Annotated in this window: 14 protein-coding genes; 5 read left to right on the top strand and 9 right to left on the bottom strand. The window is 71.0% G+C overall.

Going from position 1 to position 15,335, the window contains the following annotated elements:
- Positions 1-231 precede the first annotated feature (231 nt).
- Positions 232-867 (bottom strand): response regulator transcription factor, encoded by a 636-nt coding sequence (locus AB0D85_RS50065; RefSeq protein WP_362337615.1) that lies wholly within the window; start codon positions 865-867, stop codon positions 232-234.
- Positions 868-1,077: 210 nt separating this feature from the next.
- Positions 1,078-1,731, bottom strand: a complete 654-nt coding sequence (locus tag AB0D85_RS50060) for a hypothetical protein (protein ID WP_362337612.1) — start codon at positions 1,729-1,731, stop codon at positions 1,078-1,080.
- Between the two features lie 147 nt (positions 1,732-1,878).
- Between AB0D85_RS50060 and AB0D85_RS50055 the strand changes: the two genes are divergently transcribed.
- A complete protein-coding gene (locus AB0D85_RS50055) occupies positions 1,879-2,517 on the top strand; it encodes a hypothetical protein (RefSeq protein WP_362337609.1) in 639 nt (212 codons plus the stop codon).
- A gap of 186 nt (positions 2,518-2,703) precedes the next feature.
- On the opposite strand, the gene AB0D85_RS50050 is transcribed toward AB0D85_RS50055, so the two are convergent.
- Entirely contained in the window at positions 2,704-3,507 is an 804-nt protein-coding gene (locus AB0D85_RS50050) for an SDR family NAD(P)-dependent oxidoreductase (protein WP_362337606.1), read from the bottom strand.
- Between the two features lie 125 nt (positions 3,508-3,632).
- On the opposite strand from AB0D85_RS50050, the gene AB0D85_RS50045 reads away from it, so the two are divergent.
- Positions 3,633-4,541 carry a LysR family transcriptional regulator gene (locus AB0D85_RS50045; RefSeq protein ID WP_362337603.1) on the top strand — a complete coding sequence of 303 codons (909 nt, stop codon included), beginning with the start codon at positions 3,633-3,635 and terminating at the stop codon, positions 4,539-4,541.
- A 3-nt stretch (positions 4,542-4,544) separates the two neighbouring features.
- On the opposite strand, the gene AB0D85_RS50040 is transcribed toward AB0D85_RS50045, so the two are convergent.
- From AB0D85_RS50040 to AB0D85_RS50030, 3 genes are all read right to left on the bottom strand, one after another.
- On the bottom strand, positions 4,545-5,993 hold the full coding sequence (locus AB0D85_RS50040; RefSeq protein WP_362337600.1) for a DMT family transporter: 1,449 nt from the start codon (positions 5,991-5,993) through the stop codon (positions 4,545-4,547).
- A gap of 105 nt (positions 5,994-6,098) precedes the next feature.
- On the bottom strand, positions 6,099-8,093 hold the full coding sequence (locus AB0D85_RS50035; protein ID WP_362337597.1) for an FtsX-like permease family protein: 1,995 nt from the start codon (positions 8,091-8,093) through the stop codon (positions 6,099-6,101).
- Positions 8,090-8,866, bottom strand: coding sequence for an ABC transporter ATP-binding protein (locus AB0D85_RS50030; RefSeq protein WP_362337594.1), 777 nt, complete (start codon positions 8,864-8,866; stop codon positions 8,090-8,092). Before AB0D85_RS50030 ends, AB0D85_RS50035 begins: the two co-directional genes overlap by 4 nt.
- Before the next feature lie 118 nt (positions 8,867-8,984).
- Here AB0D85_RS50030 and AB0D85_RS50025 point away from each other — a divergent pair, with 118 nt between their 5' ends.
- Positions 8,985-10,244: a histidine kinase gene (locus AB0D85_RS50025; RefSeq protein ID WP_362337592.1), complete on the top strand. Its 1,260-nt coding sequence runs from the start codon at positions 8,985-8,987 to the stop codon at positions 10,242-10,244.
- Between the two features lie 83 nt (positions 10,245-10,327).
- Positions 10,328-10,981 (top strand): response regulator transcription factor, encoded by a 654-nt coding sequence (locus AB0D85_RS50020; RefSeq protein WP_362337679.1) that lies wholly within the window; start codon positions 10,328-10,330, stop codon positions 10,979-10,981.
- 7 nt (positions 10,982-10,988) lie between these two features.
- Here the strand turns inward: AB0D85_RS50020 and AB0D85_RS50015 are convergent, their stop codons facing one another.
- The 3 genes from AB0D85_RS50015 to AB0D85_RS50005 all read right to left on the bottom strand — a co-directional run bounded on the left by AB0D85_RS50015 (position 10,989) and on the right by AB0D85_RS50005 (position 13,778).
- Complete coding sequence (locus AB0D85_RS50015) at positions 10,989-11,327, bottom strand: DUF4333 domain-containing protein (protein ID WP_362337589.1); 339 nt, start codon at positions 11,325-11,327, stop codon at positions 10,989-10,991.
- 470 nt (positions 11,328-11,797) lie between these two features.
- On the bottom strand, positions 11,798-13,027 hold the full coding sequence (locus AB0D85_RS50010) for a DMT family transporter (RefSeq protein WP_362337586.1): 1,230 nt from the start codon (positions 13,025-13,027) through the stop codon (positions 11,798-11,800).
- A 325-nt stretch (positions 13,028-13,352) separates the two neighbouring features.
- Entirely contained in the window at positions 13,353-13,778 is a 426-nt protein-coding gene (locus tag AB0D85_RS50005) for an organic hydroperoxide resistance protein (RefSeq protein ID WP_362337583.1), read from the bottom strand.
- A 452-nt stretch (positions 13,779-14,230) separates the two neighbouring features.
- Here AB0D85_RS50005 and AB0D85_RS50000 point away from each other — a divergent pair, with 452 nt between their 5' ends.
- Complete coding sequence (locus tag AB0D85_RS50000) at positions 14,231-15,169, top strand: helix-turn-helix transcriptional regulator (RefSeq protein ID WP_362337580.1); 939 nt, start codon at positions 14,231-14,233, stop codon at positions 15,167-15,169.
- Positions 15,170-15,335 lie beyond the last annotated feature (166 nt).

The raw sequence follows: 15,335 nt of genomic DNA, 5'->3' as shown, positions 1-15,335 counted from the left end.
AACCCCCCAGCCGAAACCGGTAGCGGCACCACCACCAACAACCCCCCAGCCGAAACCGGTAGCGGCACCACCACCAACAACCCCCCAGCCGAAACCGGTAGCGGCACCGCCGGCAACACCCAAACCGGAAACCAGGGCTGACGCTCAGTCCCAGCTCAGATGAGTTCACGTACCTCGCGGAGTGAGCTTCCGCGAGGTACGTCCAGTTCTCCGCGCCGGCCGCGGTCGCTGTCAGTCCAGGGGGAAGTTCTCCAGCACGCCGCATCCCAGGGCCAACCGGGTGAGGTCGGCCCTGCGACGGGAGCCGCTCTTGCGGCGCAGCCGCTCCAGGTGCGTATGCACGGTGTTCTCGGTGATGTTCAGCCTGTCGGCGATCTCGCGGTCGGTCGCACCGCCGGCAACGAGCTGCAGGATCTGCCGCTGGCGGCCGGTGAACCGCCGCGGCGGCGCAGGAGGTCTCTGGCCGGCAAGACCGGCGCCACCGGCGCCGAAGTAGCTGCTTCCCGAGGCGACGGCCCGGATGGCCGTCACCAGCTCGGAGCCGTCGGACTGCCGGCTCACATATCCGCGGGCACCGGCCGTGACGCACAGCACCGCGTCGGACTGCGCCCCAGAGGCCGACAGGACGATGACGGCGTAGCCCTGCCGGTGCAACTGGGCGACCCGGTCGGAGGCCTCCTGGGCGGACACCTGAAGATTGATCAGTACGACGATCTCGTCGCCGTTCGCCTTGCGGATCAGGTCGCTCACGCTTTTACTGAAGAGCGTGATGCGCAGGTCCGGTTGGGCGTTGATCGCATGCGCGAGACCGAGCTGAAGCAATGGCCAGTCGCAGACGACGGCCATGGACGTCACGGACGAGCTCATCAGAAGCTCCAGCGTAGGCGGGCCCACCGGCCGCGGGGCGCGACGAGCAGGCGGTCGGCGGTGCCCTCCGCCGTCTGGTCCCAGACTCGGCTCTCCCGCCGGAAGCAGCATCCCCGGTGACCCATCCGGGGTCGTCGGAGAGCCGGTGGTGCGCCGGTGTCGATCACGAACTGGCACGCGACAAGCCCGGCGCCGCTCCGTCACAGCCCCCTATGGCCGGGGCTGGGTGGGTCCGGCTGACGAGACGCGTTGTCGGCGCAGGAGCAGGTCCGCGGGCCGCCACAGGGCGAAGGCCAGGCCGAGGCCGAGCGGGATCTGCAGGAACTGCTGGATCACCGGAGGCCCGGGTTTGTCCCCCCGCTTGAGCGGGGCACGGCCCTGCGGATCGACGGTCACCGTGTAAGTGCCGCCCACCGCCCACTTCCAGCCCGTGAGCCCGTTCTCCTCGAACGGAGCCAGCGGTGGGCCGTCGAGGACGGTGACCGTGTAGACGTGGACACTGTCGCCCATGCCGTCGCCGGCGGACCACTGAATCTGTCGGACCCTGACGTGTTCGGTACGCCCGTGCTGGTGCAGTGCCTGCTGATCCAGCTCCAGGTTCTGCAGGAACAGCACCCCGAGGAGGCACACCGCACCCAGCAGCCACCGGATGTCCAAGCACCAGCACGTGCCCAGGAACACGCCGCCGAAAAGGAGCGTCAGTGCGCACAGCTCGTAGATCCACTGGGCGTCCGTGACGAAGGCCGTGTGCCCGATCAGACGTACGGCCGCACACAGCGCCAACGCCGCGCCGGTGCTCGCGGCGCCCACCAGCACCCGCCGACCCGCACCGGTCCGCCCTTTGCGTACTTCCTCCGCGGTCAACCTCGCCCCCGCTCTCGATGGAACCGCCGCCTGGTGGTGCACGCGTTCCAAGGTATGGATTGTTCAACGATCCTTCAATAGGATCGTTGAAGAATCCACGTCGGCTCCGCGGACGCGGAACGGCAACCGACCGGAGGGCTGCAGGAGATGAGCCGGCATCAGTTCGAACAGGTCGACGACCTCGGGCAGATCCTGTTCTGCGACGACCCCGCGCTGCGGCTCGAGCGCGTGCGGATGAGTCTGGAGACCGCGGAAGGAACCGTCACCCTCCGTCACACACAGACACGCCACATGCCCGCCGCCCTCTTCGAGTTCAGGCATGCCCTGGGCGTGGGCTACTTCGGGTACATCGAGCCGAAGGGGGCCTCGCCCGACGAGATACCCGAGGAACCGCAGATCGAAGGCGCCATCCTGTTCGGCATGAGGCGCCTACCGCCCGAACCCTCCGACCTGCACTGGATCCCCGGCTGGGAGCTGCACGAGATACCCGATGAACAGCCAAAACTGGAGCAGCGCTTCGGATACACCTACTCCCGGCTGGAACTGCGGACGCCCGACGGTGAGATCTACTCCCGGACCTGGGTCCCGCACGACCCCGAATGGGAGGCCGCCGCGCTGCGTCACGGATACGTCGTGTGCCTGTGCGGCGTGGAACTGGGGATCCGCGCACCGTACGCGATGACCGACGCGCAGCACACCCCGCGCATGCGCCACGAATCCTTCCGCCGCGGATGCGCACTGGGCCTGACCATCGGCGGACTCGTCGCCTACGTCAACCACCGCTGACGCGCACCACCGAGCCGGCCCGCATCGGGAACGAACCGGGCCACGACGCGGCTGGAGTCGACCGCGGCGCACAAAAAGTCCAGCAGGTCCGCGGCTCGCTCACACCCCCTTCGGCCGGCCGACATCAACGAGACCTGACATACCGTCATTCCCGGAGATCCAGAAGCCGCCTTTTGTCAGGAGTCGTCAGCCGAACGCGGCCAGGGAGACCGGCTGCCACTGGCGCCAGGTGCTCAGACGCTCCTCGTAGAGGGCGGCGACGTCGGTGAAGGACCTGCCGAGGAAGATCCTCAGCGGGGGCCGCTCCGCGTCGACGATCCGAAGAATCGCGTCGCGGGTCGCGCGCGGGTCGCCGACCTCGAAATCCGGTGCGGTGGCCGCGTGGACTTCGGCGTAGTCCGGGTGCCGCTCACTGTGCCGTGCCCCGCGGGCCAGCCAGTCGGTGGCATAGGGACCGGGCTCGACGTTGGTGATGTGGATGCCGAAGGCCGCCACTTCCTGCGCCAGGGACTCCGACAACCCCTCAAGAGCCCATTTGGAGGCGTGGTACGCACCGATGCCGGGGAAGGCGCGTACGCCTCCCTCGCTGGTCACTTGCAGGATCCTTCCCGATCGTTGCGACCGCATGAGGGGCAGCACGGCCTGTGTGACCCACACCGCGCCGAAGAAGTTGGTCTCCATCTGAGCCCGGAGGTCGTCCTCGTTCAACTCCTCGACCATGCCGAATTGCCCGTAGCCGGCGTTGTTGACCGCGATGTCCAGCGAACCGAAATGCGAGTGGGCGAGCCGCACCGCCTCATGCGCCGCGGTGCGGTCGGTGACGTCGAGCCGGACCGGCAGTACCGCGTCCCCGTACCGCTCGACCAGAGGGGTCAGCCGGCTGACGTCCCGAGCCGTCGCCGCGACGTGATCGCCGCGTTCGAGCGCCGCTTCTGCCCACTCGCGGCCGAACCCCCTCGAACTCCCCGTGATGAACCACGTCTTCGTCATGGCTGGTGCTCCTTGTGCGTGAACTGCCTGCTGTTGCACCTCCAGCGTGCTGCCGGTCCAGGTATTCCACCAGCGAAGGTCTCACATAGGAGACATGCGTTTTAGGAATGTGCCAGGATGACGGCATGGCCGACTTCACCCTCACCGGTCTCCGCGTCGTCCAGGCAGTGGTCGACACCGGATCGTTCACCGCCGCGGCCGACGCACTCGGATACACGCAGTCAGCGGTGTCCCGCCAGGTGGCGGCGATGGAAGCCGCGGCGGGCGCACCGCTGTTCGTCCGGGGCGCCCGAGGGGTGGCCCCCTCTCCGGCGGGCATGATCCTCGCCCGCCGGGCCGCAACGGCCCTCACCGAGATCGACGCCGTCAGCACGGACCTCGCCGGACTGAAGGACCACGTCACCGGACGGGTCGCCATCGCGGCGTTCCCCTCGGCCGCCGCCGTGCTCGTCCCCAGGACACTCGCCCGCCTCGGAAACGACCACCCCGGTCTGGTCGTCGAGTTCGGCGAGGCCTCCTCGCCCACTCAGCTTCGCCAACTCCGCGCTCACCGCATCGACGTCGCAGTGATCGGGGTGGGACCCGACCTGCCCGCCTACGATGTCGAGGGACTGCGCCGCGACCTGCTCCTCGACGGCGGCCTTCTGCTCGCCGTCGCTGCCGGCCACCGGTTCGCCGGCCGCGGAACCGTCCCGGTGACCGAGCTGAGGGACGAACCCTGGATCGTCGGCAAGGGCCTCCGTGACGACCCCCAGTTCGGCGCCTGGCCCACCCTCGACCACCCGCGGATCGCCTACGCCGCCCGCGAATGGCCCACCCGCCTCGGCCTTGTCGCCACCGGTCTCGGCATCGCCGTACTCCCCCAAGTCGCCGCGGCCGCGGTCCCCGCCGGAGTCCGCACCGTCCAGGTCGACGACCCCGCCTGGCTCGGCCGAGCCATCGTCGCCGTCACGGCCCACGACCGCTCTCCCGAGGTGACGGCCACCGTGGAGGCACTGCGCCACGAGGCCGCACAGCTTCGTGCGGCGCCATGACGCTCACTCCTGACGGGAGTGAACGGTCTTGTGCAGCAGGCGTCTGTCCAGGGCGGCGAGCATCGCCGTGCTGTAGTACGGATCCTCCCGGCACAACGCCCGCAGAGCTGAGGCCAGTTCGTCGATGACGTCTTCGTCCGTCACGCCGCACCACTCCTGGTAGGCGTGGTCGAGGCAGGTGCGCGTGCGGGGAAGATCCCGGCGCGCCGAAGAGGCGTGGAACCGGGCGGCGGTCAGCCACAGCCGGGCGGAGAGAGCGTGGTCCGCGGCGATACGGGCGACGACGGCGCGTACCTCGATCCAGTGCGTGGCCTCGGCGGACTTGGCGCCGTGGACGCGGACGGCCTCGTTCTCCAGCCTTCTTATCGTGGCCTCGACCGCCCTGAAGCGTCCCCTGTGGGCTTCGCGCCACAGGAAGGCGTGGATGTCGCCACCGGGTATGCGGTTCAGGGCGAGGAGCGGATGCTGCGGAAAGGCGACGAGACCACGTGCCTCGCCGGTGGTGTCCATGTCCGCGACGGTGTCCGTGTCCGTCGCCGGATCCGCGCGTCGCGCGTCCGCGACCACCACCGCGGTCACTCCCAGCATGATCATGAGCAGTCCCGGCCACGCTGTCGCGGCGGGCAGCTGACCGAGCCACAGCCAGGCGATGAGCGCGGCCACAGGTGCCTCCAGCAGCAGCAATATGCTCACCGCCGTGGCCGGCGCCCGGCCGAGGACGAAGTTGAGGGAGAACAGGCCGAGCAGCTGGGGAAAGAGCAGCAGACCCAGCAGGGCGAGCCAGGTGCCGGCGTCGAAGGCGAACAGAGGCGTTCCGGTGACGAGGCAGAGGATCAGCAGTTCCACCGTGCACACCGAGGAGCACAGCACCGAGTACACCATCGTGCTGACATCGGGGCGGGCCTGTTCGCTGAGCGCCGTGTAACCGGCGAGTGCGATCGCGCCCGCGAGGGCGAGCGCGTCACCGACAAGGGCTTCGGTGCCCGCCCGCCCGTCCATACCGCTGGCGATCGCCGCGCCCGCCACCGAGACGCCGAGGCCGGCCCAGGTCGCGCGCGGCAGCCGGTGGCCCTGCAGCGTCGAGATGAGGGCCTGCCAGACGGGCTGGGTGGCGACCAGGGCGGTCGCCATGGCGACACTGGTCATCCGGGTACTGGACATGAACGTGGCGAAGTGCGCGGCCAGCGCCGTACCGGCGAGAGCGCCCAGGAGAGCGCCTCGGCGTTGCTCCTTGCGCACGAGGAAGCGCTCGCCGCGGAGGACCTTCCTGAACTCGCGCCGGCGGATCAGCGCGACCACCGGTCCAAGGGTCAGGAGGCCCAGCGCGTTGCGGCCGAGCGCCAGCGCGAGCGCGGAGCCGGTGGCGAACGCGGTGAGCGGCGCGGTCGCGGAGAAAGCGCCGACCGTCACCAGCACGGCGGTGACGGAGACGGCATCGAGCTTGGTGCGCATGGCGTGGGGGAACCTTCTTGCGACAAGGAATTGAAGGTGTTCAAGGAGTTCGTGGACGACCGTCACAACCGGTCGGCGAGGCCGAGGCCGGCGGCACGGTTCCGGCTAGTCCGGGCGCGGGCCCGCTTCTCCCACAACCGTGCGCAGCAGCGGGCGGCTCGCCGCGCTCGCGCCGGCCAGGCCCGCGAAGCCCAGCGCCAGGCAGCCGGCGAGGAGCGCGGTGCCGGGGCCGTCGAACTGCGGGGCACCCCCGGCGAGCGTCAGCGGCGCCGCGCAGAACAGCCCCGTGAGCACCGCGCCGCCCGCGAGGACGGCGGCGGGCAGCACCGACTCGGTACGCCTGGCCGCGTCCAGGATCCGCAGCGGGGTGCCCGCGAGGTGCAGCAGGCCGTATGTGCGGCGGCGGTCCAGGACGGACGAGGCGGCCGTGATGCCCGTGGCGGCGATGGCGATGGCGAAGCTCGCACCGAGCACGGCCAGTGTCACGAGGTGGAAGTCACGGTTGAACTGCCTCGACTGCCAGTCGACGTCCGGGCCCGTGAGCGGGTACTGGCCGGGCACGAGACCGGTGAGTGCGGCGCGCGCCGCGTCCAGTCGGCCCGGGTCCGTGACGGTCGCGGTGACCTGGCGCTCCTCCCCTCCGCCCATGCCGGTGGCGACCCAGTCGTCGTTCGTGCCGACGGTGGCGTGGATGCCCGCGCGTTCCAGGCGTGCGGTGGCCTGCTGTCGTACGGCGGTGACGCGCTCCTTGGGTACGGACAGCGCGAGTTGGTCCGCGCTGCCCCATGGCGAGGCGCCGCCGAGGCTGAACAGCGCGAAGAAACCGGCCACGAAGGCCGCCAGCGTCAGCGCCGACACCGCACGCCACACGGACTTGGGGTCGTCGAGCAGGCGGCGCCCCGCGAGCAGCGTCGCCGGTCGCCGCGCCGACCCGACGACGAGAGCGCCGAGTACGCCGACCACCCAGGGGCCGATGACGGACAGTGCGGCGAAGACGGCGGCGCAGCAGTACACCACCGCGTCGATGTCCATCGACTTGCCCTTGGACAGCAGCCCGTAGCCGACCAGTACGGCGACGAACAGCAGCGCGCGTACGGCCTTCAGACGGGGGGTGCGCGAGCGGCGTACGACGCCGAGCGGGCCCACGACCACCTGGCGCAGCCCCGCCAGCGCGCCGGCCGCCACCATCAGCACCACTCCGACGAGTACGGCAAGCAGGACTCCCGTACCGACCCATAGATCGGACACGTACCAACTGCCGCCCGCCAGAGGGACCTTGGCCGCGAGGGGCAGGAGGAGCGCATAGCCCAGGGCGCCCGCGACGGCGCCCGCCGTACCGGTCAGTGCCGCCTCGGCCACCGCGATCCCCGCGATCCGGCCCGGCGCCGCGCCCAGCAGCCGCAGCGTGGCCAGCCGGGTGTCGCGACGCGAGACGGACAGCCGGGCCGAGGAGGCGCCGAGCACGAGCAGCGGCACGATCAGCAGGACCGTGGCGATCTTCACCAGAGCCTGGTACTGCGCCCCGAGGCCGTCCGCCGTTCGCTTCCCGGCGAAGTCCGCGACGGGCGTGGGCGTGACGATGTCCCCCGGACGGCGCGGGTCGGTGCCGCGCCGCACCGTCATCGCCGGGTCGTCGGCGCGGTGCCCGACGACGGCCACCTTCTCGCCGGGCCTGACCAGTGCGGCGCGGCCGAGCGTGCCGGTGGTGTTCGTGCTGCCGGGCAGCTTGCCGAGCGCGGGCGAGGTCCACACCTCGCCCGGCTCGGGGAAGCGCGGCATACCGGGAGGCGCGGGCGCCTCGCCGCTCCGGCCCGGCAGCGCCGCGACGTCGACGACGGTCACGGGCTCACCGCCGATGAAGGTGGTGCCCACCGCCTCGACGGCCACCGCGTGCGAGAGCTCGGCCCTGGCGGGGGTACGCCAGTCGGCGTGCGCGGCGCGTGCGCCGAAGCCGAGGTTGGCGCCGACGCACAGGAGCAGCAGCATGGTGCAGATCGCCGAGGCGGCGACGGACAGTCCGGCGCCGAGCCGGCCGTGCCTGCCGCCGCCGCGGAGCAGCCGCCAGGTCAGCGTCCAGGTGGTGCGGTCCAGGATCCTCATCGCACAACTCCGGCAGCCGCACCGGTCACGCCGGTCGAGACCGACGCCGACCCCGCTCCCGCTCCCGCCTCCGCCTCCGCCGCCCGTACGATCCGGCCGTCCCGCACCTGCACCGTACGGTCGCACCAGCGAGCCACCGACCGGTCGTGAGTGACCACGACCAACGCCGTGTTCTGCGTCCTGGTGACCTGCGTCAGCATCCGGATCACATCCTGCCCGGTGGCCTGGTCGAGCGCGCCCGTCGGCTCGTCGGCGAAGACGACCTGGGCGCCCGCGACCATCGCCCGTGCGATCGCCACCCGTTGAGCCTGCCCTCCGGACAACTGACCAGGTCGGCTGTCCTCCTTGCCCTCCAGGCCCAGCGGCGCGAACCACTGGCGCGCGCACCGCTCCGCCTCGCGGCGCGGGGTACCGCCGAGCATCAGCGGGAGCGCCACGTTCTCCACCGCCGGCAGTTCGGGCAGCAACTGCCCGAACTGGAAGACGAACCCGAAGCGGGTACGGCGCAGCTCGCTGCGGTGCGGCTCGCGCAACTGGTCGATGCGCTCGCCGTTCAGCAGCACCTGGCCGCTGTCCGGGCGCTCGATGTTCGCCAGGCAGTGCAGCAACGTCGACTTGCCGGACCCGGAGGGGCCCATCACGGCCAGCGACTCACCCGCCTGCACGGTGATGTCCACGCCGTCGAGCGCGCGGGTGGATCCGGAGGGCCCAAAGGACTTGGTCAGCCCGATACCGCTCAACACGGTCGGCTGCGAAGAGGTGTTGTTGGTCATGTGCTCCAACATCCGCGTCCGGTACGGCCCGTCGCCTCGGCCGGCCGGCCGGTTGGGAGCCACCGCGTCGTCCTTTTGGCCGAGGCCGCCCGGCGGGGCCGCCCCTACGCTGCGAGATGTGCGAGACGCGAGAGACACAGACGATCACACCCGGAACTCCCCGCTGCCCCATCGCACCGCCCTCACCGCACTGGGGGTGCTCATGGCGCTGTTGTGGGTGGTCGACGTGGCCGGCGTCGCGTCCGATGCCGGACTCGAGGGCGACAGCGCATGGTTGAGGCTGGCCCCGGGCCTCGTGGCGGCCGTCGCGCTGCTGCTGCCCGGCAGACGTCTCGCGCCGGCCTGGGGCGCGGGTGCCGCGGTGCTCGTCTCCTGGACGGTGACGCTGCTCGTCTTCACGTCCGTGAAGCCGTGGCTGATCGTCGACTGGGGTGTGCTGGAGACGCTGTGCCTGCTGCTCCTGCTGGTGCGCACCGCGAGGGACACGCCGCAGCCCTGGCTGGCCGCCACGCTGGGCACCGCGCTCGCCTCCGCCGTGATCGCGGCACCGATGCGGATGCAGGGCAGCGGCAACATCTACTTCTCCTTCCTCCTGATCTTCTTCACGGGCGGTGCGGTGGGCATCGGCTCCTACCTCCGCAGCCTCGACGACCGCAGAAGCCGTGCCGTCGCCGACACGCGTCAGAACGAACGCCTGGAACTCGCCCGCGAACTGCACGACTTCGTCGCCCACCACGTCACGGGCATCGTCGTCCAGGCCCAGGCGGCCCGTACGATCCGCGAGATCGCACCCGAGCAGGTGGACCCGCTGCTGCGCGGCATCGAGCAGGCCGGGGGCGAGACCCTGCAGTCGATGCGCAAGCTGGTGCGCGTGCTGCGCGACGACACCACACGGGCGGTGCGACCGGGGGAGCTGTACGCCGAACTGGGCGAACTGGTCGCCACGTTCTCCGAACGCGACGTCCCCGCCACCCTCCAGGTCGCGGCCGAGGCCCGGCAGGCGCGGCCGGCCCCCGAGGTGGAGACGTCCGTGCGGAACGTCGTGCGCGAGGCGCTGACGAACGTACGCCGTCATGCGCCGGGATCACCGTCCGTCTCCGTACGGATCGCGCTGTCGGACGACGACGACGGCGACGGCGATGTCGACCGTGCGACTGCCCGGCGGCTTCGGGTCGAAGTGCACAACGCACCACCACCGCGGCAGGCGGCACCGAACAGCGAACCTCTCGGCGGGCGCGGCGGCCTCGGCCTCATCGGGCTGACCGAACGCGCCGAGGCGGTCGGCGGAACGCTCCACGCGAGCCGGGCCGAGGACGGCGGCTGGAGGCTGACGGCGGAATTCCCGGTGAGAGGGGCTGTGGCAGGATCCCCCGCATGACCAACGCCAGCGGATCAAGCGCATCAGGCGGATCAGGCGGATCAGGCGGATCAGGCGGATCAGGCGGATCAGGCGGATCGGCGATACGGGTCCTGATCGCCGACGACCAGGAAATGGTGCGCACGGGCTTCCGGTTGATCCTCCAGACACAGCCCGGTATCGAGGTCGTGGGCGAGGCGGCCGACGGCGCGGAGTGCGTGGAGATGGCCAGGAAGCTGCGCCCCGACGTGTGCCTGGTCGACATCCGCATGCCGAAACTCGACGGGCTGGAAGTGACCCGGCTGCTCGCGGGCCCGAGGGCCGTCGACCCGCTGCGCGTGGTGGTCGTGACCACTTTCGACCAGGACGACTACGTGTACGGGGCGTTGAGCAACGGTGCCTGCGGGTTCCTGTTGAAGGACGCCGGCCCCGGACTGCTGGTGGAGGCCGTACGCGCCGCGGCGCGCGGCGACGCGCTGATCTCGCCCTCCGTGACCGTACGGCTCCTGCAGCGGATCGGCGAACAACGGCCCGCCGGCGGCGGCGAGGTGTCTTCCGGCCCGCTGACGGAACGGGAGTTGGATGTGGTCCGGCTGGTCGCCGACGGACGGACCAATCAGGAGCTCTGCGCCGGGCTCTGCGTCTCGCTCTCCACCGTCAAGTCCCATCTGACGAACATCCAGGTCAAGTTGGGGGTACGGAACCGCGTGGAGATCGCCGCCTGGGCATGGCGACACGGCGTGGTCGGCGACCGCTGAACCCTGCTTACTTCTCCAGGCCGTAGTCGAAACTCACCCGGTCGCCGTTCACCCCGGTCACGGAGATCAGCATCGTCTTCGTCTCGCCCTTGAAAACGGCGGTGCACCTCACGGTGTAGTCCATCTTCGCGTGCAGCCCGCTCGGGCAGCTCACGGACTGCGGGCCGTCCTGGACGAAGGGGATGCCGTAGTTCTCCTTGGCCAGCTTCTCGACCACCGTGCGCGAAACCGTGTGATCCGCTCCGCCCGCGGTGGCGACCGACGAGTTGTCGAACACGTTCCACGCCGTCACCACGCCTGCCGCCAGCACGGCGGCCGCGGCCAGGACTATGACGATGCGCTTCATGGGGTGCTCCTTCGATTCCCGCGACGGCCGGACCCTACCGGCTGTTCCCCTCAGAGATTCCTCTCCCGCCTGTTCAACTGCCTCGGCACAACGGCCGGTTGTGACCCCGGAGCCTCGGCCGAAAGGACGACGGCCGTTCGCCGCGACGCACCCACGGTCCCACCGGATACACCAGATGAGGGCGCTGGTCGTCCAAGGTCGGTCGCGGCCGTCACCGAGCCGCGGGGCCGGCCGCGGGTCGTACCCCGCGACGTGGTGCAGGGGATCAAGCACCCCGCCCTCCGGTTCGCCCGATCCGGCGGAGCCACCACCTCCGGCCTGCGGATTCCGGCGCCTTGATCCCCTACGCCACCCGGCGGTACGCCATCCTCGCGGGCGGGGCGGTCGCCGACAGCTACGCCACCGGCCGGTTCACGGCCGGGTCCGGGGCCGGAACACGACCGCGCCCGGGCTGCGATCGGATGGGCGGTCTACCGCCGCCCGCCGCGGTCCGCCAACGCGTCGGCGGGACTGTCGGGGTTCGGCTCCTCTTCCGCCATGCGCGGCATGCGCAGGAACAGGGTGTCGAACGCCCCCGCACCGTGATAGGTGGTGAGGGTGACGGTTGGGCTCTCCTCCCTGGTGTACCTTGCCCAGTCCACTCTGGGGTCCTGTCCGGCGGAGTCCGGGAACGTCGGATGCCGCGGTGCGGTCGGATGCCGCGGTGCGGGCGGAGGCTGGGGCGGGTCGGGGGCGTAGGCCGGGTACGGCGGTATTCCCGTACCGCGGTGGCTGACCTGCTCTGCCGTGGCCTGTGCCGCGCTGCCGCTCGTGACCACGACCGTGACGCCGACGATGACCAACAGGAGCCCGGGTACGGTCGCGGGCTTGATGCCCTGCCCCATGAACCACCACGCGGCGAGCGCCGCCACGGGGGTCTCCAGCAGGAGCAGGACGCTCATCGTCGTCGCCGATGTCCTGCCCAGGGCGAAGTTCAGTGAGCCGAGTCCCAGGATCTGGGGAAGGACGAGCAGCCCGAGCAGCGACAGCTGCGTGGATCTGTCGAAGCCCGTCAGCGGGACGTGGGCCAACCGGCAGACTGCGAGCAGTTCCAGACCGCAGACCAGCGAAGTGAACGTCGAATACAGCGGTGTGCTCACATCCGCGCGCGATCGTTCGCTCAGCGCGGTGTACCCGGCCTGGGCGATGGCCCCGACGAGGGCGAGCAGGTCCCCCAGCAGCGCCGTACCACCGGACCTGATGTCGAGACCGCCCGCCGCGGCCGCTCCCAGCACGGCGAGCGCGAGACCCGCCCAGGTCCGTCGGGGCGCACGGACGCCCTGGCCCGCGGCGATGAGGGCCTGCCAGACGGGCTGGGTGGCGACGAGTGCCGTGGACATGGCGACCGAGGTCAGTCTGGTGCTCGTCATGAAGGCCGCGAAGTGGAGGGCGAGCGACGTGGCCGCGAGGAAGCCGAAGGCCAGGGGCCGCCACTGCTCCCGGCGCAGGACGCCGCGCTCGCCGCGCGCGACGCGCACCACCTCGCGACGGCGCAGCAACAGCAGGAGCGGCCCGAGTACGGCGAAGCCCAGACAGTTGCGCCAGAAGGCCATGGCGAGCGGCGAGGCGGAGGCCGCGGCGGTGAGCGGGGCGGTGGCCGAGACGGAGACCACGGTGACCGCCATCGCCGCCATGGACAGCGGATCGAGCCTGGACTTCACGCGCTCGTACCGCCGTCCGCGGTCGACCGGGCGACGGATGCCCGGGGGGCCGAAGATACCGATGTGTCGTCGGTAAAGGTGAACAAAGGGAACGGGTCGTCGGCGGTATGTCCGATAGTGGCCACTGGGTACGCGGTTCCTGTGCTGTGGGAAGTGAGGGGGGGCGGCTCAGGGCTTCGCCGGTGGAGGTGAGACCGTCCGGTGCCGGGGTTGCCGGGCGCCCGCAGGACGGCGTGGCGGCCGACGGGGGCGGTGAGCACGGCTGCCGCCGCGCCGTGGCGCCAGCCGTTGAGTCTCCTCGGGAGCGTCAGTCGTCCGAAGTCCCTTACCGGACCGTGGCCGCGAGGGTCACCTCGATGTTCCCCCGGGTGGCGTTGGAGTACGGGCACACTTCATGGGTGGCCTTCATCAACTGGTCGGCGGTGGACTGCTCCAGGCCCGGCAGATGCGCGGTCAGCGACACGGCCAGGGTGAAACCGCCGGCCTCCCGCGCCAGCAGGCTCACCTTCGACTGCACGGTCGAGGCCGACAGCTTGACCCCCTGTCCGCTCGCGATCAGGCGCAGTCCGTTGTGGAAGCAGGCGGCGTATCCGGCGGCGAAGAGCTGCTCCGGGTTGGTCCTGTCGCCACCGGGGCCGCCCATCTCCTTCGGGACCGCCAGGACTTCGTCCAGGACGCCGTCGAGGGACCGGACTTCGCCGTTGCGACCGTCACCGGTCGACAGGGCCTCGGTGGTGTACAGCGCGGTCATGTTGTTTCCCTTTCATAGGTGCCACAGAGAGTCGTGAGCACGTGTGGTGCGGACGTTCAGGCCGCTGTCTCTTCGAAACCGGCACCGGAAGAGAGGTGCCGGCTCGGGAGGCTCGACCGGGTCGACCGGGTCGTCCCGACCGGGCGCTGCGGTCAGCGCGCGTTCACCGGGCGAGGGTGAAGCCGTCGTTACGCCGGACACCGCGTCCGGGACGTGGTGGGCGGGGATGCCGTGTCCGAGTGAGTCGGGCCGAGCCGGAGCCGGCGCCGCGTGGACGGCGAAGCCGCCGCACCGGGTTCCGGGCCGGTGACGCCGACCGGCCCCGCCCGTGCGCCGTTCCGGGGCCCGCCCTGCGTCCTGCTCGTGGCTCCGAGTGTGCTGGCACCGGCCGCTCGCAGCCTGCCCTTGCCAGGGGCAGGCTGCCCGGCGTTCCGGTGCTCGATACTCGACGCATGGACAAGAAGCCGCGGTTGGGGGAGTTCCTCAGGACCCGCCGGTCGCAGTTGCAGCCGGCGGACGTGGGACTCCCGGATTTCGGAGAGCGCCGTCGCGTGCCGGGTCTGCGCCGCGACGAGCTGGCACAGCTCGCCGGGGTGGGCCTGTCCTACTACACGCGGCTGGAGCAGGGGCTCTCACTCAACGCGTCACCGGAGGTGCTGGACGCGCTGGCCCGCGCCCTCGGCCTGGACGAGGTGGAGCGGGCCCATCTGCACGACCTGGCCCGCGCCTCGCGCCGCACCGGCACCCGGCGCAGGCCCGTGCCGGAGCGGGCGGGTGACACGACCCGGCAGCTGCTCGACGCGTTCGGCGACTCACCCGCGGTCGTGCTCGGGCGCCGCAGCGACGTACTGGCCTGGAACCGCACGGGACACGCGCTGTTCGCCGGGCATCTGGACCCGCACATCCCCGATCAGCCCGACCAGCGCCCGAACACGGCCAGGCTGGTCTTCCTGGACCCGCACACCCGGGACCTGTACGACATGGACTGGCCGAAGAAGGCCAGGGACGTGGTGGGGAAGCTGCGGCTCGCCGCCGGACAGCATCCGGACGATCCCCGGCTGGCCGCGCTGATCGGTGAACTGGCCATGAAGAGCACGGAGTTCACCACGATGTGGTCCGAGCACCGGGTCAGGAAGTGGGACCTCGCGACATACCGCATGCACCATCCGCTGGTAGGCCGCATGCAGCTCAACCTCCAGACCCTGAACGTCCCGAAGGAGGAGGGCCAACGCATCGTCGTGGCGACAGCCGACACCGGCTCCACGTCAGCGGCAGCCCTGTGCCTCCTCGCCCAGACCGGCGTTCCGACCGCTGTTCCCACCGCGCGGCAAGCGGGTCAACCGCCGCGTACTCATGGCGGAGGCGTCGCGGGCCGGGCGGCGCGAGGTTGAGTCGAACACCAACTCACCTTTTCGGCAAGGCTGTTGCGATACTCTCACGCAGACCGACATCACTCACCACACGTCGCACATGTCACGCGAGAGTCCGGGATTTCCCATGTCTGTCCCCCAGCCCAGCCGGTCCGGCGCGCTCGCCTACGCGGCGGCCGGGATGGAG

It is taken from the genome of Streptomyces sp. NPDC048277, assembly GCF_040652235.1.
GTDB lineage: Bacteria > Actinomycetota > Actinomycetes > Streptomycetales > Streptomycetaceae > Streptomyces.
Note: the sequence above shows the minus strand (reverse complement) of the source record. Positions and strands in the feature narration are given on the sequence as shown.

Coding starts and splice junctions, on each gene's coding strand:
- AB0D85_RS50005 (WP_362337583.1), bottom strand. CDS start 13,778: ATGACCGCGCTGTACACCACCGAGGCCCTGTCGACCGGTGACGGTCGC.
- AB0D85_RS50040 (WP_362337600.1), bottom strand. CDS start 5,993: ATGCGCACCAAGCTCGATGCCGTCTCCGTCACCGCCGTGCTGGTGACG.
- AB0D85_RS50065 (WP_362337615.1), bottom strand. CDS start 867: ATGAGCTCGTCCGTGACGTCCATGGCCGTCGTCTGCGACTGGCCATTG.
- AB0D85_RS50035 (WP_362337597.1), bottom strand. CDS start 8,093: ATGAGGATCCTGGACCGCACCACCTGGACGCTGACCTGGCGGCTGCTC.
- AB0D85_RS50050 (WP_362337606.1), bottom strand. CDS start 3,507: ATGACGAAGACGTGGTTCATCACGGGGAGTTCGAGGGGGTTCGGCCGC.
- AB0D85_RS50030 (WP_362337594.1), bottom strand. CDS start 8,866: ATGACCAACAACACCTCTTCGCAGCCGACCGTGTTGAGCGGTATCGGG.
- AB0D85_RS50015 (WP_362337589.1), bottom strand. CDS start 11,327: ATGAAGCGCATCGTCATAGTCCTGGCCGCGGCCGCCGTGCTGGCGGCA.
- AB0D85_RS50055 (WP_362337609.1), top strand. CDS start 1,879: ATGAGCCGGCATCAGTTCGAACAGGTCGACGACCTCGGGCAGATCCTG.
- AB0D85_RS50045 (WP_362337603.1), top strand. CDS start 3,633: ATGGCCGACTTCACCCTCACCGGTCTCCGCGTCGTCCAGGCAGTGGTC.
- AB0D85_RS50000 (WP_362337580.1), top strand. CDS start 14,231: ATGGACAAGAAGCCGCGGTTGGGGGAGTTCCTCAGGACCCGCCGGTCG.